Source organism: Methylomicrobium lacus (genome assembly GCF_041897535.1).
Lineage (GTDB): Bacteria > Pseudomonadota > Gammaproteobacteria > Methylococcales > Methylomonadaceae > Methylomicrobium > Methylomicrobium lacus_A.
In genome coordinates this window covers 490796-515479 of sequence record NZ_CP169217.1, presented here as the reverse complement: position 1 = coordinate 515479, position 24684 = coordinate 490796, and the positions used below count along the sequence as shown (strand labels likewise).

27 protein-coding genes are annotated in these 24684 nt (G+C 54.5%); 12 read left to right on the top strand and 15 right to left on the bottom strand.

The genetic code is table 11. The annotated features are described in order from the left end of the window. The first annotated feature begins 340 nt into the window (after positions 1-340). The 8 genes from ACEPPP_RS02300 to ACEPPP_RS02265 all read left to right on the top strand — a co-directional run bounded on the left by ACEPPP_RS02300 (position 341) and on the right by ACEPPP_RS02265 (position 9716). On the top strand, positions 341-1696 hold the full coding sequence (locus tag ACEPPP_RS02300) for a porin (RefSeq protein ID WP_374089449.1): 1356 nt from the start codon (positions 341-343) through the stop codon (positions 1694-1696). A gap of 440 nt (positions 1697-2136) precedes the next feature. Next, the gene (locus ACEPPP_RS02295; protein WP_374089448.1) at positions 2137-2475 is read left to right on the top strand and encodes a P-II family nitrogen regulator; all 339 of its coding nucleotides are present in this window, start codon (positions 2137-2139) and stop codon (positions 2473-2475) included. A 22-nt stretch (positions 2476-2497) separates the two neighbouring features. After that, a complete protein-coding gene (locus tag ACEPPP_RS02290; protein WP_374089447.1) occupies positions 2498-3913 on the top strand; it encodes an ammonium transporter in 1416 nt (471 codons plus the stop codon). A 249-nt stretch (positions 3914-4162) separates the two neighbouring features. Next, on the top strand, positions 4163-4501 hold the full coding sequence (gene glnK / locus ACEPPP_RS02285; protein ID WP_374089446.1) for a P-II family nitrogen regulator: 339 nt from the start codon (positions 4163-4165) through the stop codon (positions 4499-4501). A 12-nt stretch (positions 4502-4513) separates the two neighbouring features. Next, complete coding sequence (locus ACEPPP_RS02280) at positions 4514-5797, top strand: ammonium transporter (RefSeq protein ID WP_374089445.1); 1284 nt, start codon at positions 4514-4516, stop codon at positions 5795-5797. A 96-nt stretch (positions 5798-5893) separates the two neighbouring features. Next, entirely contained in the window at positions 5894-9109 is a 3216-nt protein-coding gene (locus tag ACEPPP_RS02275; RefSeq protein ID WP_374089444.1) for a DUF748 domain-containing protein, read from the top strand. 57 nt (positions 9110-9166) lie between these two features. After that, positions 9167-9445, top strand: coding sequence for a type II toxin-antitoxin system Phd/YefM family antitoxin (locus ACEPPP_RS02270; RefSeq protein WP_374089443.1), 279 nt, complete (start codon positions 9167-9169; stop codon positions 9443-9445). After that, positions 9438-9716 carry a Txe/YoeB family addiction module toxin gene (locus ACEPPP_RS02265; RefSeq protein WP_374089442.1) on the top strand — a complete coding sequence of 93 codons (279 nt, stop codon included), beginning with the start codon at positions 9438-9440 and terminating at the stop codon, positions 9714-9716. The genes ACEPPP_RS02270 and ACEPPP_RS02265 overlap by 8 nt, the downstream gene beginning before the upstream one ends. Positions 9717-9748: 32 nt before the next feature. On the opposite strand, the gene nirJ is transcribed toward ACEPPP_RS02265, so the two are convergent. Beyond that, the gene (gene nirJ / locus ACEPPP_RS02260; protein WP_374089441.1) at positions 9749-10894 is read right to left on the bottom strand and encodes a heme d1 biosynthesis radical SAM protein NirJ; all 1146 of its coding nucleotides are present in this window, start codon (positions 10892-10894) and stop codon (positions 9749-9751) included. Between the two features lie 85 nt (positions 10895-10979). On the opposite strand from nirJ, the gene ACEPPP_RS02255 reads away from it, so the two are divergent. Then, complete coding sequence (locus tag ACEPPP_RS02255) at positions 10980-11240, top strand: hypothetical protein (RefSeq protein WP_374089440.1); 261 nt, start codon at positions 10980-10982, stop codon at positions 11238-11240. A gap of 90 nt (positions 11241-11330) precedes the next feature. Here ACEPPP_RS02255 and ACEPPP_RS02250 read toward each other — a convergent pair whose 3' ends face one another. From ACEPPP_RS02250 to ACEPPP_RS02195, 12 genes are all read right to left on the bottom strand, one after another. Beyond that, positions 11331-11543 (bottom strand): hypothetical protein, encoded by a 213-nt coding sequence (locus ACEPPP_RS02250; RefSeq protein WP_374089439.1) that lies wholly within the window; start codon positions 11541-11543, stop codon positions 11331-11333. A gap of 44 nt (positions 11544-11587) precedes the next feature. After that, positions 11588-12067: an AsnC family transcriptional regulator gene (locus ACEPPP_RS02245; RefSeq protein WP_374089438.1), complete on the bottom strand. Its 480-nt coding sequence runs from the start codon at positions 12065-12067 to the stop codon at positions 11588-11590. Beyond that, positions 12067-12510: an Lrp/AsnC family transcriptional regulator gene (locus ACEPPP_RS02240; protein ID WP_374089437.1), complete on the bottom strand. Its 444-nt coding sequence runs from the start codon at positions 12508-12510 to the stop codon at positions 12067-12069. The genes ACEPPP_RS02245 and ACEPPP_RS02240 overlap by 1 nt, the downstream gene beginning before the upstream one ends. Continuing rightward, a complete protein-coding gene (locus tag ACEPPP_RS02235) occupies positions 12503-13012 on the bottom strand; it encodes an AsnC family protein (protein ID WP_374089436.1) in 510 nt (169 codons plus the stop codon). The genes ACEPPP_RS02240 and ACEPPP_RS02235 overlap by 8 nt, the downstream gene beginning before the upstream one ends. Further along, positions 13005-13463 carry an Lrp/AsnC family transcriptional regulator gene (locus ACEPPP_RS02230; RefSeq protein WP_374089435.1) on the bottom strand — a complete coding sequence of 153 codons (459 nt, stop codon included), beginning with the start codon at positions 13461-13463 and terminating at the stop codon, positions 13005-13007. Before ACEPPP_RS02230 ends, ACEPPP_RS02235 begins: the two co-directional genes overlap by 8 nt. Positions 13464-13465: 2 nt before the next feature. Next, a complete protein-coding gene (locus tag ACEPPP_RS02225; RefSeq protein ID WP_374089434.1) occupies positions 13466-14611 on the bottom strand; it encodes a cytochrome D1 domain-containing protein in 1146 nt (381 codons plus the stop codon). Positions 14612-14768: 157 nt separating this feature from the next. After that, complete coding sequence (locus tag ACEPPP_RS02220) at positions 14769-15101, bottom strand: DUF5615 family PIN-like protein (protein WP_374089433.1); 333 nt, start codon at positions 15099-15101, stop codon at positions 14769-14771. Further along, positions 15098-15331 (bottom strand): DUF433 domain-containing protein, encoded by a 234-nt coding sequence (locus ACEPPP_RS02215; RefSeq protein ID WP_374089432.1) that lies wholly within the window; start codon positions 15329-15331, stop codon positions 15098-15100. Before ACEPPP_RS02215 ends, ACEPPP_RS02220 begins: the two co-directional genes overlap by 4 nt. Before the next feature lie 35 nt (positions 15332-15366). After that, entirely contained in the window at positions 15367-15672 is a 306-nt protein-coding gene (locus ACEPPP_RS02210; protein ID WP_374089431.1) for a cytochrome c, read from the bottom strand. Next, a complete protein-coding gene (locus tag ACEPPP_RS02205) occupies positions 15669-15986 on the bottom strand; it encodes a cytochrome c (RefSeq protein WP_374089430.1) in 318 nt (105 codons plus the stop codon). The genes ACEPPP_RS02210 and ACEPPP_RS02205 overlap by 4 nt, the downstream gene beginning before the upstream one ends. Next, positions 15983-17566 carry a cytochrome D1 domain-containing protein gene (locus tag ACEPPP_RS02200; protein ID WP_374089429.1) on the bottom strand — a complete coding sequence of 528 codons (1584 nt, stop codon included), beginning with the start codon at positions 17564-17566 and terminating at the stop codon, positions 15983-15985. Before ACEPPP_RS02200 ends, ACEPPP_RS02205 begins: the two co-directional genes overlap by 4 nt. A 486-nt stretch (positions 17567-18052) precedes the next feature. Then, entirely contained in the window at positions 18053-18793 is a 741-nt protein-coding gene (locus ACEPPP_RS02195; protein WP_374089428.1) for a Crp/Fnr family transcriptional regulator, read from the bottom strand. A 629-nt stretch (positions 18794-19422) separates the two neighbouring features. Between ACEPPP_RS02195 and ACEPPP_RS02190 the strand changes: the two genes are divergently transcribed. Both ACEPPP_RS02190 and ACEPPP_RS02185 read left to right on the top strand, forming a co-directional pair. Beyond that, positions 19423-20814, top strand: coding sequence for a nucleotide sugar dehydrogenase (locus ACEPPP_RS02190; RefSeq protein ID WP_374089427.1), 1392 nt, complete (start codon positions 19423-19425; stop codon positions 20812-20814). A 212-nt stretch (positions 20815-21026) separates the two neighbouring features. Further along, the gene (locus ACEPPP_RS02185) at positions 21027-21383 is read left to right on the top strand and encodes a hypothetical protein (RefSeq protein ID WP_374089426.1); all 357 of its coding nucleotides are present in this window, start codon (positions 21027-21029) and stop codon (positions 21381-21383) included. A 26-nt stretch (positions 21384-21409) separates the two neighbouring features. On the opposite strand, the gene ACEPPP_RS02180 is transcribed toward ACEPPP_RS02185, so the two are convergent. After that, the gene (locus ACEPPP_RS02180; RefSeq protein ID WP_374089425.1) at positions 21410-22354 is read right to left on the bottom strand and encodes a 5'-nucleotidase; all 945 of its coding nucleotides are present in this window, start codon (positions 22352-22354) and stop codon (positions 21410-21412) included. A gap of 9 nt (positions 22355-22363) precedes the next feature. Beyond that, entirely contained in the window at positions 22364-23206 is an 843-nt protein-coding gene (gene mepA / locus ACEPPP_RS02175) for a penicillin-insensitive murein endopeptidase (RefSeq protein WP_374089424.1), read from the bottom strand. Between the two features lie 333 nt (positions 23207-23539). Between mepA and ACEPPP_RS02170 the strand changes: the two genes are divergently transcribed. Further along, on the top strand, positions 23540-24661 hold the full coding sequence (locus tag ACEPPP_RS02170; RefSeq protein WP_374089423.1) for a hypothetical protein: 1122 nt from the start codon (positions 23540-23542) through the stop codon (positions 24659-24661). The last annotated feature ends 23 nt before the right edge of the window (positions 24662-24684 follow it).

Sequence of the window (24684 nt, the reverse complement as noted above, 5' to 3'; positions counted from 1 at the left end):
TGAGCCTCCTAGGGTCGATTTGTGTCAAATGGATTAGCCAAACTCAATTACGATAACATTTTTTTTGCCGGATGATCCACAAAAAAATCATTCGTCCGTGCGTTTACGAAGCCGCAGAGAAAATTCATTAGTGTTGCATCATATTGGTGCAAATTATGCGCTAAAATAGTGCTGAGATGAGTTTTATATTCCTCCCGTCGCACGCCTTAGGGGATTTGTTTGCACCCTGCTGATGCTATCTTGCTGACTGAATTAATAAAATCTTGGATGGCATCTTATTTGCATAAAAATTAATACAAATTATTAATTTCTTATAGACTCATCAAATAAGGTTATTGCTATGAAAAATGACAGATGCAATGTTCGTTTGAGCCTTAAACCCTTGGTGGTGGGCATTACCCTGGTATGCACATTGAACACCGCGGAGGCCAAGGGCCTGCTCGAGGCCGAGCGTTTGCTGGAGGCTGCGGGCGACCCGAATGAGAGTAAGTTCATGAAAGATTGGGGGCTCATGGTCGGCGGTTGGGCGAATGCAGGTATCACCTACAACTCGATCAGTCCGGAAAACAATTTCAACGGACCGGTCACATTCGGTGACCGGTCGGCCGAGTTTCAGTTGAATCAATTGAATTTGTTCCTGCAACGCGCGGTAGCGACCGAAGGCGACAGTTTTGATGTCGGCTTCCGTTTCGACGTGATGTTCGGCACCGATGCGATCTTCACGCAGGCCTACGGGGTGCCGGCGTTTGACGTGAATTCGGGCGTGCCGTTGAATCGAAATCACTGGGATCTCAATCTGCTCGGCAGCAACGACAACCGCTTTTACGATCTGGCCTTTCCGCAAGCCTATCTGGAAGCCTATCTGCCGATCGGCAACGGTGTCAATATCAAAGCGGGTCATTTTTATACGCCGATAGGATACGAAACGGTGCCGGCGCCGGATAATTTCTTCTACACGCACGCCTACACGATGCAATATGGCGAGCCGTTCACCCATACCGGTATCCTCGGCAGTTATACGGTCGATGATCATTGGTCGGTGGTCGGCGGCGTCGTGACCGGCAGTGCGACCGGCGGCTGGGATGGCGGTTGGGACAAGCATCTGGGCAACTGGGCGGGTCTTGCCGGCGCGACCTGGACCAACGCGGATTCGGGAACGTCACTGAACGTGACCGGGACTTACGGCGCCACTTCCGAGCAAAGTAATAAATCCTGGGGTATGTACAGCGTGGTGCTGAAACAGGATTTCGGCGATAAGACCCATTGGGTGCTGCAACACGATCACGGTTTTGCCGATGGCGTCTTAACCGCGAAGGGTCTTGAAGATGCCGAATGGTACGGTATCAACACGCATCTGTATTACGACATCAGCGACACGCTGACCGCAGGCGTCCGCGGCGAATGGTTCCGCGACCAAAACGGCTTTCGGGTTTTCGCTCCCGGCCGGGTGGGGGCGGCAACCGACGGCAGCGGCAACAGTTTCGCGGCGGCGGGCAATTTTGTCGCGACCAGTGCGCCGTCCAGCTATTATGCGGTGACGGCAGGCATCAACTGGAAGCCGGTCAAATGGCTGAATTTGCGTCCGAACGTGCGCTATGACTGGGCGGACGGCGCGCGGCCCTTCGGCGACGGCGGGGCAACGACCGGCAAGCTCGATCAATTCCTGTTTTCGGCGGATTTTACGGTCAGTTTTTGATTCAGCAAGACAATTTTTGCTACAACAAAATGCGCCTCAGGGCGCATTTTGTGTTTAGGCTATCGGCCTTGATGGAGTTGCGGCCATTGGGCAATAACTACCCTAGACCTGCCAGGTTTTTAGTGAGAAGTTTTGTTTGCGGAAGCCCAAGCAAAACAGCGTACTTGGAGATGGCGCGCGTGCATTCCATGGGTGCACCATAATGGAACTGTTCTCGGTAAAACGAACTGCTTTAGTGCGCCAAGGCGTCATGTGGGATGTTCCATAGTGGGCTCAGGCATTTCCAGCTTGCCTCATTTTACGCCAGTCGCTCGATGATAAGGCGGATGCTTGCCCGATGATGCAAAATTCCGCTCAGCGCGTCATGGTAAAAGCGGCTTGGCATAATCATTGCTTTATTCGATCTGGAATCGTTATTTTTATTCAGCAAGAGGCAATTTATGAAACTGATCACTGCAATCGTTAAACCCTTCAAACTGGATGATGTCCGCGAGGCGCTTTCAGAAATCGGGGTGACCGGCGTTACCGTTACCGAAGTCAAGGGCTTCGGCCGCCAGAAAGGGCACACCGAGTTATATCGCGGCGCTGAATATGTGGTCGATTTTTTGCCGAAAACCAAAGTCGAAGTGGCCGTTTCCAGCGGCTTGCTCGATCAGGCGGTCGAGGCGATCACCCGAGCGGCGGGAACCGGAAAAATTGGCGACGGCAAAATCTTTGTGACCACTCTGGAACAAGTGATCCGGATTCGTACCGGAGAAACCGGCGATGACGCCCTCTAAGCATTTAAATAAGGACCGAATTATGAAACACATGATATCGACTTTGGCTTTTTTGATCCTGCTGGGCTTTGCCGGGCTCTCGCTTGCCGAAAACATCACCCTGGCTGTCGAAACGCAGACGCTCGCGGACCCGGTTAAACCCGCGCTGGTTGAAATTCCGGCCGCGGCTCCTGCGCCGGCCGCCGAACCCGCGGCTTCGGTGCCGGTGACGACCGATAAGGGGGATACGGCCTGGATGATGGTTTCGACCTTGCTGGTGATCATGATGGTGGTGCCGGGGCTGGGCCTGTTTTACGGCGGCCTGGTGCGCAGCAAGAACATGCTGTCGGTGCTGATGCAGGTGATGGTGGTGTTTGCGCTGATTTGCGTGCTCTGGGCCATTTACGGTTACAGTCTCGCGTTCGGCGGCGAAGGCCTGGTCATCGGCAACTTCGACAAGGTATTCCTGAAAGGCATCACGACCGCTTCGCTGGCCGATACGTTTACCGACAACGTCAAGATTCCCGAATTTATCTTTGTCGCCTTCCAGTCGACCTTCGCCGCGATTACCTGTGCGCTGATCGTCGGATCGTTTGCAGAGCGGATCAAATTCAGCGCGGTGCTGATTTTCTGCGCGATCTGGTTTACCTTCAGTTATCTGCCGATCGCACACATGGTCTGGGGCGCCGGCGGTTATCTGCTGGGCAAGGGCGCGCTGGATTTCGCGGGCGGCACCGTGGTCCACATCAACGCAGCGGTGGCCGGTCTGGTCGGCGCCTTTCTGGTCGGCAAGCGCATCGGCTACGGTAAGGAATATATGGCGCCGCACAGTCTGACCTTGACGATGGTTGGCGCTTCCCTGCTGTGGGTGGGCTGGTTTGGCTTCAATGCCGGCTCGAATCTGGAATCCAACGGCGGCGCGACCCTCGCCTTCATCAATACCCTCCTGGCCACATCCGGGGCGGTATTGTCCTGGTCCGCGGGCGAAGCGGTGATCAAGGGCAAGGCTTCGATGTTGGGCGCGGCCTCCGGCGCCGTGGCCGGTCTGGTCGCGATCACGCCGGCCTGCGGCTCGGTCGGTCCGATGGGTGGCATCATCATCGGTTTGGCGGCGGGGCTTCTCTGCCTGTGGGGCGTCAACGGGCTCAAGCGCTTGCTTGGCGTCGACGACTCGCTCGATGTGTTCGGCGTGCATGGCGTCGGCGGAATTTTAGGCGCTCTGCTGACCGGCGTGTTTACTTCGCCCGCGCTCGGCGGCACGGGGGGCGAGGATTTCTCGATCGCCAGCCAGTTGCTGGTCCAGGCTGAAGGCGTCGTGATCACGATCGTGTGGTCGGGCATCGTCTCTTTCATCGCCTACAAGTTCGTCAATATGCTGGTCGGGCTCCGCGTCAGCGAGGAATTCGAACGCGTGGGTCTGGACGTATCGAGCCACGGCGAAACGGCATACCATATATAAGGTATAAAAATGTGATGATCGCCAGTCGGCCGACTGGCGATTTTTTTTCAGCGGATGAATGACATGGCCGATGAGTCACTCGCGAAATGAAAGATTGCTTCAGATTCAGGGACTAAGGCGTCCCTTTTTGTTAGCGTTCGGAGTAAGGCTGTTTTGTATTCGAGCAAAAATTGTAAATCGATAGGGATTGTGTATGATTGCAGAATCGAGGAGCCATTTTTTTTTCGTTATTTGTGACAGAGAGACATTATGAAATTAATTACAGCAATCATTAAACCGTTCAAACTGGATGATGTCAGGGAAGCCCTGTCCGAGATCGGCGTCGCGGGAGTCACCGCGACCGAGGTCAAAGGTTTTGGCCGCCAGAAAGGGCATACCGAATTGTATCGGGGCGCCGAATATGTGGTCGATTTTTTACCGAAGGTCAAGCTCGAAATCGCGGTGTCGGACGACATTCTGGACAAGGCGGTCGAAACGATCGTGAGGGCAGCGAATACCGGCAAAATCGGCGACGGCAAAATTTTTGTGACCAATCTTGAACAAATCATCCGCATCAGAACCGGCGAGACCGGCGAGGATGCCATTTAATTAGTGAGTAGAATGCGATCCAAACGACTCTTTTTCAGCCTGCTGCTGTTGCCGTTCGCGGCGGAGGCCGCGCCGATCAATCAGGCCAACACTGCCTGGATATTAACATCGACCGGTCTGGTCCTGTTTATGACACTGCCGGGCTTGTCGCTGTTTTATGCGGGCCTGGTGCGAAGTAAAAACGTGCTGTCGGTGTTGATGCAGTGCTTTGCGATCACCTGCCTGGTATCGCTCTTGTGGCTGGCCGGCGTCTACAGCCTGATCTTTGCCGATGGCGGCGACTGGCAGCAGCTGATCGGCGATTTCTCAAAGGCGTTTTTGCCCGGCATCGGCACCGCCTCTCAGGTCGGCGAACTGCCCGAGGCGGTTTATTTCATGTTCCAGATGACCTTTGCGATCATCACGCCGGCGCTGATCGTCGGCAGCTTCGCGGAACGCATGAAATTCTCCGCGATGCTCTGGTTCAGCGCGTTGTGGCTGTGTCTGGTCTATGTGCCGATTTGCCACTGGATCTGGGGCGGCGGCTGGCTGGCTGAGTTGGGCGTTCTGGATTTCGCGGGCGGCATCGTGATTCATGTGAACGCGGGCATTGCCTCCTTGGTCGCGGCGTTGGTGATCGGCCGCCGCAAGGGCTTTCCGAGCACGCCGATGCCGCCGCACAACATGACCATGGTGGTGACAGGCGCGGGCATGCTCTGGGTCGGCTGGTTCGGCTTCAACGGCGGTAGCGCGCTGACCGCCGACGGGCGCGCCGGGATGGCGCTGTTGGCGACGCATATCGGCGCGGCCGCCGGCGCATTGACCTGGATGGTGATCGAATGGGGCCGTTTCGGCAAGCCGAGCGTATTGGGCATCGTGACCGGCATGGTCGCGGGTCTCGGCACGATCACGCCGGCTTCGGGTTATGTCGGGCCGATCGGCGCATTGGTGATCGGCGTCGTGGCCGGCGGGGTTTGTTTCTTTGCGACCCAGTATGTCAAACGCACGCTGAAAATCGACGACTCATTGGACGTGTTTCCGGTGCACGGCGTCGGCGGCATCGCCGGGTCCTTGTTGACCGGCGTGTTCGCCTCAAGCAGCTTCGGCGGCCTGGGACTGGCCCAAGGCGTCACGATAGCCGGTCAGGTCGGAGTGCAGGCGTTGGCGATCGGGGTCACGATGGCTTGGAGCGGGGTATTCAGTTTCGCCTTGTTGAAGCTGATCGATCTATTCATCGGTCTGCGCGTGACAGCCGATGAAGAAGTGCAGGGTTTGGATCAGGTTTTGCACGAGGAAACAGGCTACGTCAATTTATAGCCTGACAGCGTTTCGGCAAGATAAAAAGGCGGCTTCACAGTCGCCTTTTTTATTGGGAAACGCTATGCTAAGCGGGTGAGTGGCTCAAGGAATCGTATGAAGGCTCGAACCCTATTGATCAAGATTTTGCAAGGATTTGGCGTCGTAGGATGCGTGCTGCTCGTTTATGCACTGGCCGGATTTTATGGCTTGCCTTATCTTGTGAAGTCTAGGGCTCCGTCCATACTGAAGGAGCTGACCGGCAGGCAGGCAACGATCGGCGCTGTCGAGTTGAATCCGTTTGTGTTCCGCTTCGCTATTCATGGCTTTTCGCTGCAGGAAGCGAACGGCCAGCCTTTCGTCAGTTTCGAGCGTTTTGCCGCGGACATCGAATTGTGGCAGTCGCTAAAGGCATCCGCGCTGATGATCGATCATGTCCAGTTGGCCAAACCGTTCGTCTATCTGGCCAAAAATAAAAAAGGCCAATTCAATTTCAACGATCTCTTGCCCGCCCAACAGGAAGCCCCCAAAAGCGAAAGTAAACTCTTTCCGGTGCAGATCGGCCGTGTGTCGCTGGCCGGCGGCAAATTGCTCTGGATCGACGAACATTTCAAAAATCCAGTCAGAGAGGAAATCGATCCGATCGATTTGACCGTGGAACAGTTTTCGCTGGCGCAAAATCAGCCTTTCCCGCTGCATCTGACGCTGGTCTTGAAGTCGGGCGGCGTCCTGGACTGGCAAGGTAAGGCCGGCGTCGAGCCGATGTTTTCAGAGGGCAGCATCAAACTGCAACAGCTCAAGTTGCAGAAGCTGACAGCGGTCGCGTTGCAGGATGCGCTTGGTTTCGATTTGCAGGGCAGCGAGGTGCTGGAGGCGGAATACCGCCTGAACTATTCCCCGGCCAAGGGCCTGGAGCTGGCGATTCCTAAAAGCCGTTTCGAATTGAAGGATTTTGTTTACGCATCTGCCGAGCCGCAAAGTCTGGCGGTCAAATCCTCCGCGATCACGCTGGAGTCCGCTTATAAAATCACCCAGGCCGGTCAAAAATGGCAGGTAACGGCCGCAAAAGCCGAAGCCAAGGCGCATGATCTTACTTTGGCCGGCTTTGGTCTCGCGCAGGCGGCGCTGAGCATTCCTGAAATTGCGTTGACCGCAGCCTGTAACACCGGCAATGCCGATGGCCAATTCAATGTCACGGTTCGGGATGGGCAAGCGACGATTGGCGGCAGCGAGTTCTCGGATGGCTTGCAGGATAAGCCGCTGGTCAAAATCGGCAGGATAGTTGGGGAGGGGATGGCCTTGAATCTGCTCAAGCGGTCTTTTTCCGCCGCAGAGATCAAAGCCGAAAATGCCGATGTTCAGGCCTGGCTGACCAAAGAAGGCAAGCTCAATTATCAGACGCTGTTGCCGGTGAACGACAAGCCGTCAACCAACGCAAAGGCTTTGCCGGTCGAAAAGGCCTCAGCATCGTGGGCGCTTGCGCTCAAGTCGGTCGCCTTGACTGATTCCGGCCTGCATTTCGAAGACAGAACTCAGAGCAAACCCGTTGCCGTAGAAGTCAAACCGATCGATTTCACGCTGCGCGATTTTACCAATAAAAACGGCGCGGCATTGCCGGTGCAGTTGAGTGCCGGTTTCAATCGGGACGGCCTCATCAAACTGGATGGCGATCTCGTGATCGACCCGTTTTCGTCCCGGCTGAACGTTTCTATCAAGGACATTGGGCTTGAAAAATTTCAAACCTATGTCGATCAATTTGCCCGACTGGATGTGATTGAGGGCGGTTTATTTGTCGATGGCAAGCTGGATGTCGTTCTTAAAGAGCCCGAGAAACCCGATATCAAGTTTAAAGGACTTGCTGGCGTCGATGATCTATTAACGCGCGACCAGATCCAGAACAAGGATTTCATCAAATGGCAAAAACTGACCTTGAGCGATATCGACGCCGACCTCGCCGCTAACCGTTATACCGCCAGGCGCCTTCAGCTAGAAAAGCCGTATGCGCGGATCCTGATCAAAAAAGACAAAACGGTGAATGTGAATGAAGTGTTGTCGACCGGTAAAGCCGTCAGCAACAAGCCTGCCGTAACCGCAACGGCCAAGAAACAGGATGCCGGGCACGCATCGCCGTTCTTCAAGCTTGATCAGGTGCTGGTGCATGACGGCTTTTCCGATTTTTCAGATCTGTCGCTGATTCTGCCGTTCGCGGCCGAAATTCAGGAATTGAATGGCGGCGCCTCGGGCATTTCCTCGGAAAAAAACTCCAAGGTCAAAGTATCGCTGAAAGGCAATGCCTATGACCTCGCGCCGGTTGATGTCAGCGGTGAAGTGAGTCCTTACCGCGGCGCGTTCGACGTGGAGGTGAGTTTCCACGGCTTGCCGATGCCGCTGATCAGTCCTTACATGGTGCAATTTGCCGGCTATAAGGTCGAAAAAGGCAAATTGAATCTGGATTTGAAATATAAGGTTGAGCAGGGCGTTCTGACCTCATCGAACACGATTCTGATCGATCAGTTTGAACTGGGCGAGAAGGTCGAAAACCCGAATGCGGTGTCGCTGCCGCTGGAATTGGCGGTCGCCTTGCTGAAGGACGGCGATGGCCGAATCAAATTGGACGTGCCGGTCACCGGCAGCCTGGACGATCCTAAATTCAGCATTAGGGCGATCGTCGCCGATGCGCTGTTGAATGTGCTGAACAAGGTCGTCACCTCGCCATTCACCGCGATCGCTTCGCTGTTCGATGGCGGCGAAGACCTGGATCATATCGATTTCAAACCGGGCAAGGCTGAACTCGACAAGGCGCAAACGGACAAACTGGACGGTTTGGCGAAGGCCCTGAAAGAGCGGTCGGCGTTGAGCCTTGAAATCAAGGGCTCCGCCTACGAGGAGCAGGACTGGCCGGCATTGAAGGATGCGGCGCTCTATGACCAGTTAAAACGCTTGAAGGCGGCCGCGATTGCCAAGAAAGGCGGTAAAAAAGTGCGCGCGGAATATGTCGAACTCTCGGATGACGAATACAAGGACTATCTGGCGCAGATGTTCATCGACAAATTTCCGCTGCTCGCGGAACGCTCGCTGTTTGGGACGCCGCGCCTGAAGGATTCTAAGGAAGGTGATTTTTACGAGGTCGCCAAACAAAAACTGTTCACGATCATCAAGCCGGAAGAAGAACGCTTGAAAGACCTGGCCGCCAAAAGAGCGCAAGCCATCGCGAAGTATGTCGTGAAGCAGGGCGGCATTGTGCCGGAGCGGGTGTTCATTCTCGATACCGCGATCAATCCGGCGCGGGAAGGGCAGGAGATCGCATCGAGGTTGTCGCTGAAAGCGAATTGACAGGAATGGTTATGTTGCGTACAGTATCTCTGTACAACAACGCCTTCCAAAATGTCCATGACCATTCAAACCACCTATACGCAAGCCCGCGCTAATCTTGCCACCCTGCTGGACGCGGTAACAGACGACCAGGAAGTGGTCATCATTCAGCGGCGCGGCGCTGCGGATGTCGCGCTGATTGCGGCCGATGAACTCCAGAGCTTGCTGGAAACCGCGCATCTGTTGCGTTCGCCGGTCAATGCGGAACGCTTATTGACGGCATTAACGCGTGCGCAACAACAAACCACCCCACCCCAATCAGTCGCTGATTTGCGGGCAGAGGTTGGCCTTGGCTAAAGCCGGCGACCGGGTTAGCGTCTTTCAACCGGAGTTCCGAGAAGACCTTCGCTTTTGGGTGCAGACCAATCATCGGGTGGCCGTAAAGATTTTGGATTTGCTCGAAGCTGTCATGCGAGACCCTTTTGCGGGGATCGGCAAACCCGAACCATTGAAGCATCTCGCTCCGGGCGCATGGTCGCGCCGTATCACGGAAGAACATCGCTTGGTCTATTTGGTTACTGACGATCGGGTGGATTTTCTTCAAGCGCGCTATCACTATATTCGATAACGCGTTCCTACTACGATCAGACTTTCAGAGGATTATCCAGGCAGGGCAATTTCCGCATCGGTCAAATAGCAGCCCGGGTCCTCGGCCCAGAAATTGCCTGTCGTCTGCGCGGCCCTGACGCGGGTATTGCCGTTGCAGATCGCCTGATAATCGCAGGTCGCGCAGCGGCCTTCGAGCGGACGCGGCGATTGCTTCAAACCGTCCATCAGCGGATCGCTGCGGTCCATCCAGATTTCCGAAAACGGACGCTGGCGGACATTGCCCAAGTCGTAATGCCACCAGAACGTATCCGGGTGCACATTGCCGAGGTTGTCGATGTTCGCGACATTGACGCCGGAGGCATTGCCGCCCCATTGTTCGAGCTTGTCCTGGATGTGGCCGGCCTGGTCAGGGAAGCGCTTTCGGACCCAGTGCAGGAAATACACCCCGTCGGCGTCGTTGTTGCCGGTCACGAACTCGCGGTCCTTGCCTTCCTGCAGCCACCGGTAACAGGTGTCGAACAGCAAATCCATCGCCTCGCGCGTCATCTGATAGTGCGCGTCGTCCTTGCGGTTGCGGTTGCCGCGGCCGCCGTAATTCAGGTGCGACAGATAAAACTTGTCGATGTCGTAGTCGTCCATCAACTGCAACAAGGCCGGGAAATCCCGCGCGTTATCCTGGGTCAGGGTAAAACGGATGCCGACCTTGATGCCTTTGTTCAGGCACAGTTCGACGCCGCGTAGCGCTTCATCGAACGAGCCTTGCATGCGGCGGAAATTGTCGTGCGTTTCCTTGATGCCGTCCAGACTGACGCCGATGTATTGGTAATCGATGGCCGCAATTTCGTCGATGTTCTGTTCCGAGATGCGGGTGCCGTTGCTCGAAAGCGCGACATAAAAGCCCATCGCCTTCGCGCGCCGGGAAATATCGAAGATGTCCGGGCGCAGCAGCGGCTCGCCGCCGGACAAAATCAGCACCGGGACTTTGAATGCTTTCAGGTCGTCCATCACCGTGAAGATTTCCTGCGTGCTTAGTTCGCCCGGAAAATCGATGTCGGCAGAAGTCGTATAGCAATGCTTGCAGGCCAAATTGCAGCGGCGGATCAGGTTCCAGATCACGACCGGCGCGGCCGGTTTGCGCGCGGGTTTTATCGGTGTCGGGTCGAGCAGTTCCCGCATGAAGTGGCTGAGTCTGAACATGGTGGCTTAATGATAGAGTAATTGCTTTTATATGAAAAAATATCTAATCTAAAATAGCTATTTTAGATTAATGGTTAATAACATCATGCAGCTTACCGCATCGCAACTGCAATCCCATCATAAAGCGCTGATCGATGCGTTGAAACGTGGTGAATCGGTCGAAATCACTTATCATGGCCAATTGTTGGGCGTTGTGCATCCGGCTAAGACGTCGTCAACGATTCAGGAACAGGAAAGTGCAATGGCCGATTTTTTCGGTATGCACCGCAATCTCGGCACCGCTACGGTCGAAGACGAGCTGCGCGAAATCCGCAAGGGACGCCGGAATACATTGCGTGATATTTGACACCAATATTTTGATTTATGCGGATCGTGGCGTCGTTTCGGCAAAAGAGCTGATCATGAATACGCCGGAGCGGTCCATATCGGCAGTCACTTACATGGAATACGTGCCGTTTTCGAAAAAATGCTCGATGTTTTGCAATTCAGCATTCATGAAATCGATCAAGCGATTTCCTATCAAGCTCGGCAAATGACCAGGGAGTACGCGCTGAGTCATGGCGTCGAAATGGGCGATGCATTGATCGCGTCCACTGCTATGGCCAATCGAGAAATATTGTGCACCAGCAATATCAAACATTTCGCGCATATTGACGGACTGATGTTAAAACAATATTCACCCGATTAGGAAAATCATTTGCTCCGAAACCCGGTCTTTTTCAAAATCCGCGTACTATAGAGCACATCCGCCCCGAGATTATCCTGGCCCAAAATAGCCGCGATCTGCCCGATCTGTCGATCGACATCTTCCTGACTCCTGCCGTGCACCATCGCAAACAGATTGTATGGCCACAAAGGCAAATGCCGGGGCCGATGGTAGCAATGGCTGACAAAATCGAGACTGCCGATCCTTTCGCCGAGCGCGTCGATTTTTTCGTCCGGGACGTTCCAGACCGTCATGCCGTTGAAGCGGTAGCCCAGCTTGTAATGGTTCGGCACCGCGCCGATGCGCCGGATCACGCCGAGTTCCTGCATGCGGCGCATGCGTTCGATCACCTGATCGACTGATAATCCCAACTGTTCTGCGATCGCGTGATAAGGCCTGGCGGTCAACGGCAGGCCGGCCTGGGTCGCGCGCATGATCTGCAAATCGACTTCGTCCAGATTCGACATCAGGCTTCCAGCTTCAGGCCGACAAAATATTCGGTGATCTTCGGCATGTTATAGACGGTCAAGCCGGTTTCGCGCTCGATGCCGGTCAGCGCCTGTTGCAGTTGTTCGGGCGTTTCGGTCGCTAGCACGAACCACATGTTCAGCGCGTGGCTGCGCGCATAATTGTGCGCGACTTCGGGAAACGCGTTCACGATGCCGGCGACTTCCTCGAAGCGTTCGTCAGGCACCTGCAGCGCGGCCAAGGTCAACGCGCCGCCCATGGCTTCGGCATCGTACAAGGGTCCGAAGCGGGACAGGGTATGATCCTTTAACAGTTGGCCGAGGCGGTCGAGCAGTTCCTGTTCGCTGAGCCCCAAAGCCTCGGCGGCCTCCTGATAGGGCCTTTCCGAAATCGGAAAGCCCGTCTGCAGCGCGTTGATGATCCGGCGGTCGATCTCATCCATGGGAGTATTCGGCGGATTGGGCAGGGGCGACGGGCAGGTAAAGCGCGCCGCGCTGTTTGAAACAGCGCCGGCTGAACAAAATTTCCCGGTCGAAAGCTTGCAGGCCGCAGTTGACGCTCAGTTGTTCGAGCTGCGCGAGCACGGTATCGCGATCCTTGCCGTGGATCATGCAATACAGGTTATAAGGCCACTCGGATGTGCGCGGGCGCTGATAACACAAGGTCACGAAGGACGATCGGCTGATGCGGTCGCCGAGCGTTTCGACCAGCGCATCCGGAATGTTCCAGACGATCATCGCGTTCGCGCGGTAGCCGAGGGCGCGGTGTTTGACGATCACGCCGAGCCGTTTGATCAGGCCGGTCTGTTTCAGCACCGCCAGACGCTCGATCACTTCCGCTTCGGACATGCCGAGCGCGAGGCCGATGTCATGGTACGGCCTCGGGCTGATCGGCAGGCCGGACTGGATCTCGGTCAACAGTTCAAAGTCGCGTGCATCAAGCATGGGTCAAATCGAGGCGGAAGCCCAAATCGATGAAAAAATCGTTGATCAACGGCAGGCGTTGGGTTTGGTAACCGGTTTCCCGCTCGATCGCATCGAGTACCTTGGCGAGATGTTCGGCCGTCGATGCGAGCGCGACGAACCAGAGATTGAAGCGGTTCTCGCGTTCGTAATTATGATTGACTTCGGGATAATGGCTGATGATGTCCGCCACCCGTTGCAATTCGGTTTCCGGAACCGCCATCGCGACCAGCATGCTAGCGCCGATCTGGTTCGGCGGAATGATCGGGCCGACGCGGCTGATCAACTGACTGTCGCAGAGTTCGGCCAACGCGGACAAAACCTCGTCTTCGCTGACGCCGAGCCGGTTCGCGATTTCCAGGTAAGGGCGCTCGACCAGCGGAAAGTCGCGCTGAAAATCGTTCAACAGGTGCTTATGCAGATCGGTCAACATGCTTACAAACCGATTTTATGGGCCCGGGCGCTGAAAAAGATGCCGTTCGGTTTTTGTACCGGCAGGCGGGCGACTTCCTGCAACGTCTCGGTATCGTAAACGACGACCTGATTGTCGTCGCGCAACGCGACCCAGACCTGTTCGCCGCGCGGGGTGAATTCCATGTGCAATACGCCTTTTCCCGGCGTCAAGAGTTTCGTCAACGACAAGTCCTTCGCGTCGATCACCAGCAGCTGGTTGTTATCAGGAAATGCGAAATTGACCCAGATTTGCCGAGCGTCGGGCCGTGCCATCACGAACACCGGCTGCCCCGGAACCGGAATCGCCTTGACCAGTTGCCAGGTTTTTTTATCGATCACCAGCACTTCATGGTGCCCGATCGCCGGCGCGAGCAGATAGTCGCCGGCCACGGCCCAGCCTTCCAGGTGCGGCATCTTGTAGACCGGCAATTTCTCGTCGTGCTTGCCGTAATCGGGCAGGATGCGCTTGACGCCGAGTTCCGGCTGCCATAAATCGAGCAGAGCCAGGCCGGGTTCGCCGAACAGCCCCGCGATATAATAGTGTCCGTCAGGTGCCATCAGTGCGTCATAAGGCTCCTTGCCGATGTTCGGGTATTTCTGGATGACCGGTTTTTGCGGATTTTTGACATCCACGGTCCAGATTTCGCCCGCATCGAACAGGCTGAACACGAAGCGTTGTCCGGGCGCATCGGTCAGTCCGACGATCTTCGACAGCTTGCCGTCGGCATAGCTTGCCGGAATGTCGGCGACCAATGCCAAGGTGTCTGCCGAGAAAATCTTCACGCCGCCGGGCGTGTAATTCGATACCGCGATCAGTTTGCCGTCCTGCGAAATCGCGCCGCCGATGCTGTTGCCGGCCTGCACGATGCGCTTGTCGAGCTTGTCCTGGAGCAGGTCGATCTTGCTCAGACCGCCGTCGCGGCCGAAAACATAGGCATAGCGCTGGTCGCGCGAGAACACCACCGAGGCATGCGACAAGTCGCCGAGGCCGTCGACTTTGGCGAGAGCTTGATGGGAAGTCGTATTGACGATCACCGCGCTGCCGCTCTCGCGCTCGATCACGACGCCGAGGTCGCCGGTGGCGCGGAGCTCGGCAAAGGCGGATGATGCAACAATGCTGGAGAGCAAAAAAATGCTCGCTAAGGCAGGTCGGGTAATGGCTTTATCGTTGCCTGACGCGTAGCTCTTCCGATGATGAGGCTGTATCAGGGAAAATCCGAAACACATCGCCCTGTTGATAGATCGAAAGACCGGGCAGAAAAAAGCTGCCCAATCTTTCCGACTTTTATAAAATTTCAATGCAGGCTTTGTTTTCCAGTAATAAAGCATGTTCGATGGCTTCTTTGTTATTCCGTAATGCATTGATAGTCGCCGCTTTCGATTGATTGCCCGTTTTTAGCCAGATGATTTTAGGCGGTTGCCCGAAAAGCAGGCTCATTTCGTAAAAATCGGCGTCTTTGGTCGTAATGACATAATCGTTGTCAATTGCATATTGCCGGATGATATTGTCCCCGGTATGTTCGAGTCCAAGTAAGGCGACTTGAGTTGAGCCGGGATAATTGTCTTGGATGAAGGGCACGATTCGGCGCGATAAGTTTTCATCCAATAACAGTTTCACGATGTTCTAAGGCTGCCCAAATTATGTTCCCGGTCCGCGGCAAAACTTAAACAGGCGCTGATATCGGCTGCCGTCAGTTCGGGGAAATCTTCAAGGATTTCGCTTTCCGTCATACCGTCGGCCAACCAAGAAAGCACGTCGTATACGGTTATTCTCAATCCTCTGATGCAGGGTTTTCCTCCCCTTTTTCCGGGTTCCAGGGTAATGACGTCGTGGTAATCAATTTTCATTGCCCTTACTCGTTCGGAGGTTTGTATAAAAAATTTTAATTGTTACCACGCAAAAGCTTCACCAGCCACAACGCTTCATCGCGATTCATGAAAGGCTGCCAGGGCGGCATCGCGGTGCCCTGGCGCCCGTTCAGAATCGTATCGGCCAGAAACTCGTCCGGTTTGCCGGCCAGGGTTTCCGGCAGCAGGGCAGGGCCCATGCCGCCTTTCAAGGTCAGGCCATGACACGCCCCGCAATCCTGCTTCAACAGATCGCGGAGCGCTTGCTGCCGCTCGGCCGAAATCTCGCCGCCCCATGACGGCAATGTCACCAGCAGCAGCGGCAGCAGTTTTTTGATCATGGATTGGCTTTTTGCCGGGCGTAATAGGCCGCGACATTCTCGATGTCATTATCGGACATCGATCCCGCGATCGCGTTCATGATATCCGATTTGCGGGTCTTGTCCCGATACTGCTTCAACGCCATCTGCAAATACTCGACGTCACGTCCGGCTAGGGACGGATACGGCGCATCGGCTGACGGCGTTCTAAGGCCATGGCAATGCGAGCAGACCTGGGCCGCGCGCGCCTGCCCCGCATAAATACTCGCGGCACTCGCATTAGACGCGGCGAAAGATCCCAACAGCAGAGCGCCGGTAATGATCAACGCTCTCATTGCTTGGCTCCTTTCGATTCTTCCGGCGACAGGCCGCGGGTGATGTATTTGACGCGGCCGTGCGAGAAGATGCCGGCCGGGCTTTCCATCGGAATCGCGGCGACTTTTTCGAGCGAAGTCGAGTCGAATACCGCCACTTCATCACCGTTGTAGCCGGCGCTGACATACAGATATTTGCCGTCGGCGCTGTATTCAGGGAAGTAGGCATGGCCGCCGACATCCAAGGTCTTGACCACTTCCAAGGATTTCTTGTCGATCAACTGAATCGTGCGCGCGCGTTTATCCTTCGAAATGATGTCGACCGCGACATAAGGCGCATTTTGATGCGCGGCCGGCGATTCGGTGCCGCCGGATACCGGCACTTGTTTGACGACTTCCATCTTGTCCAGATCCCAGACGCTGACGACCATCTTGTCGCAGTCGCCGAAGTTGGTGCCGAAGCCCAGGGTGCGGCCGTCGACTTCGACCGCCGCGCCGCCGCCGACATGCGGTACGCAGCCCGCGTCGAGCTTCTTGATGATCTTGCGCTCTTTCAGGTCGATCGCGGTCACGATGCTGTCGTCATACGATGCGACCATCAGCTTGGTGCCATTGTGGGTCAGGAACGCATCGTGCAGGTGGCGGCCGACGTTTTCGATCTTGGTGACCGGGAAATCGTCTTTCAGATCGACGATCCAGACCTGGCCGGCATTTTCCAGCGCAATCGCCATCACGTCGGCGTACGGCGTGCCGATCACCATGCCGGAGTCGGAGGAAACCAGGTTGCCGTCCGGATCGACGCCTTCCAGTTCAAACGTTTTCAACGGTTCCAGGGTGTCGGCGTTCAGGATCACCGCATTGTGCGGCACATAGGAGCCGGCCATCAGGTATTTGCCGTCGCGGGAGACGCCGAGGCCCGGTCCGTTGAAGCCGGTCTTGATGCTGCGCACCACCTGCATCGAATACAGGTCGACCTTAAAAATTTCGGCCGTGTCGTTCTTCACGTAAGCCCAGCGCGGATTGACCGGGTTGTAGTCGATGATGTGCGCGGCCGCGCCGGTTGGGATTTCGCCGATTTTCTGATGGGTCTTGCTGTTGATGAATACCGCTTTCGAACCTTCGCCGCGGCCGTATTTGCCGCGCGCCGCGACGCCGATCACGTCATCCATGTTGTCGATCGCATAGGTCGGCTTTTCCGGCAATTTGCTTTCGTCGGATACATTCACCTTCAGCGAGGCTTTGATGTCGTCGATCGTCCACGCTGGATTGTCCAGCTTAGGCGTCGATTGCAGATGCTTGACTAGGCCGCGAATGTCGTCGTCGGACAGTTTGCCGTAGAACGGAGGCATCAAGGTGTCGAAGCTGCCTGCCATCACGATCGTGCGCAGCGCGGTCGGGCTGCGGCCTTTCAGCGTTTCGTTATTCAAGGCCGGCGCCAGGAAGCCGCCGTGGTCGGAGCCGTGGCAGCTTGCGCAATTGTCCTGATAAAGCTGATGGTATTTTTTCGCATCATCGGTTGTGGCTTGAGCACCGAGCGGAAACAAAATCGCCGCAATGCTAGCGGCGAGCGTGGTCGATAAAAGCAGTTTGGCGGTTTTCATTCTTTATTATTCTCCCGGGGTGTGGTATCGAATCGATATTAACATCAATGGATAATTAGTTCAAGCCGGATATCGGTCATTTGTGCATGGCATCTCTGATATGGGTTCAACCGCGATAGTAGGGTAGGCGGCTTGATGACAGCAAAGCGCCTAGCTGCCGTTTGGTCAGACCATTATATGTAATTTAGCTTCTCGTTTCATGCGTTTGAGCGCATAGGGAAATTTTCCTGTGTCCTCCGGCGGAATTTTCCGTGCGAGTCAAAGCCATCGACATGAACGACCATTGCCGTCCTGCATCACGCTGGAAAAAATATAAACCGCTATGACTTCAGTGGCTTGTGGTTATGTTGCGGGTGCGAGTAAATTCGAGGTAGGGCGCTGAATATGGGAAAAATCCCTCGGGATTTTGGTATTGACTCCGATCTGCTGCCGGGAAATCAGTTAACTTTTGATGGGTATGTATGACAGATGTGCGGAAGTACGATGTCAAATGGCTTTGCGAGGAGGAAGATTGAGCAGGCGATTAGATTCTATTTTGACTACGTGGTAGCACTCACAGACACGTGCCTCCAATCCCGGTCTGTCTAGAACCGTGATGTGTCCTCGTCTATAGTGAATTAAGCCTGCACGCTGCAAATTCCCCGCCGCTTCCGTAACGCCTTCACGGCGAACGCCCAACATATTGGCAATCAATTCATGGGTCATATTTAGCTGATTCGAAGAGAGCCGGTCGAGACTGAGCAATATCCAGCGGCATAATTGCTGGTCCACCGAATGATGCCGGTTGCAGGCCGCTGTCTGTGCCATCTGGGTAAGGAGCGTCTGGGTATAGCACAGCAATAAATGATTCAGCGCCCCGTAGCGACGCCCCCCGGAGCGGTCGACTTCCTTCATCAGCATATTCGCATTCAAGCGATACGCATAGCCTGCGCTTTGCACAACGGCTCGATTAGGCATGCTCAGCCCCCCCATGAAGAGCGGGACGCCGATGATACCGTCGTTGCCGACAACAGCAATCTCGGTCGATGCGCCATTCTCCATCACGTAAAGTATGGAGACGATGCTGTCGGTTGGAAAATAAGCATATTGCAACTTTTCTCCCGACTCATAAATGACTTCACCTAGCGGCATCGGGACCAGACTCAAATTAGGCAGAAGCCGCTCGAATTCGGCGGCAGGAAGGCAGTTGAGAATATGGTTTTGGCGAGGAATATGTAAGTCATTCATAAACAATTTTACCAATTGGCTAAAATCTGAATCCCTCTTTCCAATAAATCAAGCACGCTATCTTCGCGTCAAATCTGGGTTTCGTCCCATCCTCGGGCGATGCCTCATCATTTGTGTGATGGCGAAAGGTAAGTTCCAATTCATCCGCATTCAAGGCACATAAAAAATCCCGAGAATTGTGCCGGAGCGAAGAGGAGCTTGCCGCTACGAATCCCATAACATGTTGCGTCTCTAGCACTTGGAAACCAACAAAAACAGCCAAAGCGGATTAAAGCTGCTATCTTAATGTAATCTTAACAAAATTTTAAGAAACATACATCTTTTTACTATTCAAACCCATAGTAGTCTCGGCCAGAGCAAGTCTAGAGCGTATCTTCACCATCAAATGCCAATTGGGTTTGCTAATGATTTACGTGAATGAATTTACTCGACGAGATATTGCCGATGGCTGAGCGGAAGCCAGCGGGCATCAACCTTATAAGTGGCTCAGAAGCCACCCCTCCTTGCGGAGCAAAAACTTATTAAGTGCGGAACCGTACCGATTTAATTTAGTCTTATATTTACCTTAAGATAGGGGTGGAGTTAACCGCATTGATGGCTGAGAATTAATTTTGAACAAGGAGACAAACATGATCTATTTAGAAAATGAAAGTTATTGTGTAGGCGAGTGTGATCTGAATGATGAAAGCCTTGGGCCGCAAGAGGGGGATACCGATCTACGATTTAGCAAGAATTTGGATATTGAAACGGTTGCTGTGATAGGTCTCGGTTACGTCGGTCTTCCGCTTGTCGTTGAATTGGGAAAACATTTTCGTACTGTTGGGTTTGATATTGCGGAGTCTAAAGTCGAGTCCTGTAGGAAGGGTGTTGATCCATCGCGTGAACTGCCCGATGAGGAAATGCGTGCCGCAATACATGCGGAATATTCCACTGATCCCAGTATTTTGGCTGAAGCGGACGTTATTATCGTGGCCGTGCCCACACCGGTTGATGCGGCACATAACCCGGACTTTAGCCCTTTAATAGGAGCAAGCCGATGCGCGGGCCAAAACATGAAGAAAGGCGCACTGGTGGTTTATGAATCCACGGTTTATCCAGGTGCAACCGAAGAAGTTTGCATTCCGGTTTTGGCGCGCGAGTCGGGCATGAAATGGAAAGAAGATTTTTTTGTGGGATACTCCCCTGAGCGAATCAATCCCGGTGACCGCGAACATACCCTGACTAAAGTTCTTAAGGTGGTATCAGGCGATACGCCGGCAACACTTGAGAAAGTGGCAGCACTCTATGAAAAAATCGTGGAGCCTGGAGTCCATCGCTGCTCTAGCATCAAGGTGGCTGAAGCGTGCAAGGTGATCGAAAATACGCAGCGCGACCTGAATATTGCATTAATGAATGAGCTGGCAATCATTTTTGATACGTGTGGCATCGATACGACCGAGGTGTTGCAAGCGGCCGGCACGAAATGGAATTTTTTGAAGTTTAAACCGGGACTGGTTGGCGGCCATTGTATTGGCGTCGATCCTTATTATTTGACCTATAAAGCCGGGATGCAGGGCTATCATCCGCAAGTCATTCTTGCCGGCAGACGCATCAATGACGGCATGGGTAAGTTTATCGCTGAACAAACCCTCAAAAGCATGATTGCGTGCGGAAGTTATGTGAAAGGCGCGCGGGTAAACATATTGGGGCTAACTTTTAAAGAGAATTGTGCCGATTTACGCAACTCCAAAGTGACGGACATCATTAAGGAGTTAAAAAGTTATGGCGTAGAAGTATTTGTTCATGATCCTCATGCTGATCCCGATGAGGCGATGCATGAATATGGAGTGCATCTACTTCCGTGGGAAGATCTGCCAAGAGCGGATGCCATTGTGTCTGCCGTATCCCATAAGCAATTTACCTCCTTCACTGTTGAGGACTTCCAGAAAAAGCTGATCAAGGGAGGGTGCTTTATCGATGTGAAGTCCTTTTTTAATCCAATTGAATTTGAGCAAGCAGGGATCAAAGTATGGCGGCTTTAAGCGCGTTACTGCCGTACCGACAACGCATTAGCCATTAACACACCTACCTCTCCACGGGAATACTCGTATAGGTTTTACTTATGCGAGAGTTTTTCTTGCACGCATGACTTTCTCACCATAGATTGGAAAGGAGGAAAAATATGAGGGTGTTTAGGCGTTTTCCGCATAAGCGCTGGGATTCCCAATGCCGTATCGTTATTATCCCGAAAAAAATGAACAAAATAATCGATGGCAGCGTAAGAACAAATTTAGCTGAAATGTTATATGAGCTGACAAGACGAAAGGGAATTACCGTAGTTGAAGGCCATTTGATTCGGGGTTGCGTTCATATCTATATGAATAGTAATGAAAAAAAATCCATGGCGAGTATGGCGGGCTCTTTCAAGGAGATGCGGGGGGAAGCCATGGCCCGGAAAGTGAGAGGAAGGCCTGGAGGCTTCAATGGAGTATTATTTGGGGGGCAAGGGAAGGGTGTTTCCGCTGTAAGTTTAAATGAAGCCCCTGTTGCAGAATCCATTCTCGACAAAGAAAACGAAGATGATTATTTTGTACAATCAAGCTGGATATGAAGGCGCTCCCTCTTGGCGGCAGTCATTTAAACCATTTCTGCTGGTTCGCCGCGATTGGCGATACCGAACGGAATGTGCACCATCGGAATATCCCTGCCGCTCGTCGAAAGATGGCTTTTCTGGTCGTCGAAAAAAATGTGCGGCTTGAATACGGTCAGGATGCGGTCTTTTTTCATGCCGCCCAGAAAGAAGGTTTCATTCGCGCTAACGCCCCAGCTTTCGAGCGTGGTGACCACGCGTTCGTGCGCGGGTGCGTTGCGCGCGGTGATGATCGCGGTGCGCAGGATTCTTTTATAACTCCGGTCCTGTTCGATTGCCCGATCTTCGAGTTTTTGCATGAATGCCAATTTTCGGAACAGATCGGCGAGCGGACCCGGATTGTGCGGGATATGCGAGCGGTCCTGTTCGTGCTGATGGAACTGCTGCAATTGGCCGTTGCGGTAAACCGTTTCCGCTTCGTCGTCGGCGAGCACGCCGTCAAAATCGAAGGCGACGCGCAATTCCTCATCGTCCGGATCGTCGACCACGATCGAGGGCAGCACTGCGCCAGCCGGATAGCCGGCGTCTATCGCTTGCAGTACATCGCTTTCATTGGCCGATAAAAACAGCGAAGCGTTGAAGGCCGGAATGTAAGGGTAGGGCGATTTGCCTTCGGTAAACGCGGCCCGGCTGATGTTGAGGCCATGATGCCTGATCGAGCGGAATACGCGTTGGCCTGTCGCGGCCGAATTTCGGGACAGCAGCACGACTTCGACGGGTTGTTCGGTGCCGAAGCGGGCGTTGATGTTCAGAAAACGGCGGATGAACGGGAAGGCGACGCCTTTGTCGAGTATCGCATTTTGATGGTGTTCCTGATAGGCTTTGTAGGCGACGGGGCCTTCTTCGCGAAAGACTCGGTCGGATTCGCCGAGGTCGAACAGGGCGCTCGATGAGACCGCGATCACGAATTTTTTGTCGATCGGATAGGACATCAATCAGCCTTAGTGGTACAAGACCTGATCACATCGCGCCGGTAAAACCGGCGCCTTCGGCGGCGGCAGTTTTTTCGCTGGCGCCTTGGCTTCGGCAGAAAACCACCAGGCCAGGGAGGCATCGCAGCCGTCGCCGGCGGGCAGCGGTTCCTGTCCTTCACAATAGCGGCTGTCCTTCGGGCATTTCAGGCGGACATGAAAATGGTCGTCGTGTTTCCACCAGGGGCGGATTTTGCGCAGCCAGTTTTGCCCTGCGTGAGTCCGGCAAAGTTCTCGTTTGACGCCGGCATTCACGAACAGCCGGTCGATTTCCGGCATTTCCGCAGTGATTTGCAATATTCGTTCATTCGCTTTCGACCATTGCCGGCTGTCGATCAGGTCGGAATGATCGCGCAGCACCGAAGGCGCATTCCAGCTTTCGCGTTCGTTATAGGCCAGAGTCCGGTTTTCGGCCTGCTTCGACAACAGGAACCAGATGTCGACATCCAGTCCGGTTTGGTGGCTGCGGTGTCCGGTCAGGGTCGGGCCGCCGCGCGGCTGTCCCAGGTCGCCGATCAACAGCACGCCGAGATGTTCGGCCGCGGAGCTTCGTCCCAGGGCTTCGATGAACTTTTTCAGGTGAGGGTGTCCGTAATAACGGTGCCGGGAGAGGCGCATCACCTGGTAGCCGGCGCCGTTCGGTGGCAGTTCGACCGCGCCGCTCAGGCAGCCGGCCGTATACGAGCCAATGCTTTCGGCGCCTGGGCCGAGCGCGGCAGTTGTTTTGACGCCGGCCCACGGATTGCTTCCGGAACGAGCGGAAATCGGGTTAAATAGCGCCAAGCATAAAAGACAGGAAGTGATTCTTTTCATAACGAACGGTAAGCAGTTACGCGGACTGATTCGGCGTGGATCATCAGCGCATTGTACAGATTTTTTGACGCGGATGCGTTGGTCTTTCGACTAGGGAATTAACCGATTTCTTATCGGCTAAAATGCTTGATAGGATAGTCGAGCCCGAAAAATTGTTGTCCATGGGTCTTGGATTCATCGAGGATTCAGGGTGAACGGTTTTTAATCGCGTCTTGTCAAATTCTCGCATTTCTCCTTGCGATTTTAAGCGAGTCCTACAATACGGTTTTATTTGGAACACTCAAACCCATGACCCTCAGACTTATCCCTTCAGTCGTTATTTTATTCGGCGCCATGAGCCAAAACAGCTGGGCCGAATCCTTTAATCTGCCACTTTCTGCGGACTACAGCCTGATCAAAAATGCGCTGGTCTCGCAGCTTTTTACCGGCCCCGGCAAGACCGCGAACGTCTGGAAAGACCGGCAGAATTGCAGTTTTTTGCAGCTCGCCAACCCACAACTAGACGGGCAGAATGGGCAGGTGCATATGAAAAATAACGTGCATGTCCGCTTCGGCACCGGCATGAACGGCCAGTGCCTGCCGCTCTTTGAGTGGACTGGTCTGCTCGAAACCTGGCAGCAGCCGACGATCAATCCGCAGCAGACTGTACTCAGCCTGCCGGTCACCCAGGCGAAGGCCTACGATCAGTCCGGGATTCCGCTGAATGTGGACAAGTTGCAGGATCTGCTGAGGCGCTATGCGGAGCCGCAACTGGCGAGCCTGAAAGTCGATTTGAACCAATCGCGCGGCGACATCGAGCGCAAACTGGCCGACTATCTGCCGAAGGAAAACGAGGCGGAACTGCATCAGGTGATCAGTACGCTCAAATTTACCGGCGCGGCGGCCAAGGAAGAGGGCATCTCGGTGCATCTCGGTTTCGAGGCGCCGGTGAAGCCGTTGTCGAATACGCCTACCGCACCGTTGTCGGCCGCCGAGCAGCAGCAATGGCAGCAAGCCTGGCAGGCGTGGGACGAGTTTTTGAGCAAGGCGATTCAGCAGGCGTCATTTGATTCGAACAACGAGCAACTGCGCGATTCGCTGACCGAGATTCTGCTCGAAGCCCGCAGTTCGTTCCAGGCCGCCGTCAAAGGCCAGCAGCCGGGCGGCAAGGACCCGGTGCGGGTATTTTTTACCGATACCTGGGAACGCCTCGCGCCCGAGTTGAAGAACTTGGCCAAGCAATTGCCCGAAATCGAGGGCCTGCGTTATATGACCTTCATCGCGGCGACCGACGTGATCTATCAGCTCGAAAGCCTGGGCCGGCCGTTCGGTCTGGAAATCTCCTCAGAAGGCTTGCGCAAGCTGGCGCGCATCCTGATCAAGGGACAGCAGGAGCGGACGATGCCGCAGGCTCAGGAAGCGCCGCGTGCGCAGGCCGGCTGGCAATCTAATCAAAACCAGGAGGTGCAGTTCTGACCTTATTCTTATCGGCAGGTGAT

Bases quoted from the DNA above. Each gene is read 5' to 3' on its own strand.
- ACEPPP_RS02300 (WP_374089449.1), top strand. From the start codon at position 341: ATGAAAAATGACAGATGCAATGTTCGTTTGAGCCTTAAACCCTTGGTG.
- ACEPPP_RS02295 (WP_374089448.1), top strand. From the start codon at position 2,137: ATGAAACTGATCACTGCAATCGTTAAACCCTTCAAACTGGATGATGTC.
- ACEPPP_RS02290 (WP_374089447.1), top strand. From the start codon at position 2,498: ATGAAACACATGATATCGACTTTGGCTTTTTTGATCCTGCTGGGCTTT.
- glnK (WP_374089446.1), top strand. From the start codon at position 4,163: ATGAAATTAATTACAGCAATCATTAAACCGTTCAAACTGGATGATGTC.
- ACEPPP_RS02280 (WP_374089445.1), top strand. From the start codon at position 4,514: ATGCGATCCAAACGACTCTTTTTCAGCCTGCTGCTGTTGCCGTTCGCG.
- ACEPPP_RS02275 (WP_374089444.1), top strand. From the start codon at position 5,894: ATGAAGGCTCGAACCCTATTGATCAAGATTTTGCAAGGATTTGGCGTC.
- ACEPPP_RS02270 (WP_374089443.1), top strand. From the start codon at position 9,167: ATGACCATTCAAACCACCTATACGCAAGCCCGCGCTAATCTTGCCACC.
- nirJ (WP_374089441.1), bottom strand. From the start codon at position 10,894: ATGTTCAGACTCAGCCACTTCATGCGGGAACTGCTCGACCCGACACCG.
- ACEPPP_RS02255 (WP_374089440.1), top strand. From the start codon at position 10,980: ATGCAGCTTACCGCATCGCAACTGCAATCCCATCATAAAGCGCTGATC.
- ACEPPP_RS02250 (WP_374089439.1), bottom strand. From the start codon at position 11,543: ATGCGCGAAATGTTTGATATTGCTGGTGCACAATATTTCTCGATTGGC.
- ACEPPP_RS02245 (WP_374089438.1), bottom strand. From the start codon at position 12,067: ATGTCGAATCTGGACGAAGTCGATTTGCAGATCATGCGCGCGACCCAG.
- ACEPPP_RS02240 (WP_374089437.1), bottom strand. From the start codon at position 12,510: ATGGATGAGATCGACCGCCGGATCATCAACGCGCTGCAGACGGGCTTT.
- ACEPPP_RS02235 (WP_374089436.1), bottom strand. From the start codon at position 13,012: ATGCTTGATGCACGCGACTTTGAACTGTTGACCGAGATCCAGTCCGGC.
- ACEPPP_RS02230 (WP_374089435.1), bottom strand. From the start codon at position 13,463: ATGTTGACCGATCTGCATAAGCACCTGTTGAACGATTTTCAGCGCGAC.
- ACEPPP_RS02215 (WP_374089432.1), bottom strand. From the start codon at position 15,331: ATGAAAATTGATTACCACGACGTCATTACCCTGGAACCCGGAAAAAGG.
- ACEPPP_RS02210 (WP_374089431.1), bottom strand. From the start codon at position 15,672: ATGATCAAAAAACTGCTGCCGCTGCTGCTGGTGACATTGCCGTCATGG.
- ACEPPP_RS02205 (WP_374089430.1), bottom strand. From the start codon at position 15,986: ATGAGAGCGTTGATCATTACCGGCGCTCTGCTGTTGGGATCTTTCGCC.
- ACEPPP_RS02200 (WP_374089429.1), bottom strand. From the start codon at position 17,566: ATGAAAACCGCCAAACTGCTTTTATCGACCACGCTCGCCGCTAGCATT.
- ACEPPP_RS02195 (WP_374089428.1), bottom strand. From the start codon at position 18,793: ATGAATGACTTACATATTCCTCGCCAAAACCATATTCTCAACTGCCTT.
- ACEPPP_RS02190 (WP_374089427.1), top strand. From the start codon at position 19,423: ATGATCTATTTAGAAAATGAAAGTTATTGTGTAGGCGAGTGTGATCTG.
- ACEPPP_RS02185 (WP_374089426.1), top strand. From the start codon at position 21,027: ATGAACAAAATAATCGATGGCAGCGTAAGAACAAATTTAGCTGAAATG.
- ACEPPP_RS02180 (WP_374089425.1), bottom strand. From the start codon at position 22,354: ATGTCCTATCCGATCGACAAAAAATTCGTGATCGCGGTCTCATCGAGC.
- mepA (WP_374089424.1), bottom strand. From the start codon at position 23,206: ATGAAAAGAATCACTTCCTGTCTTTTATGCTTGGCGCTATTTAACCCG.
- ACEPPP_RS02170 (WP_374089423.1), top strand. From the start codon at position 23,540: ATGAGCCAAAACAGCTGGGCCGAATCCTTTAATCTGCCACTTTCTGCG.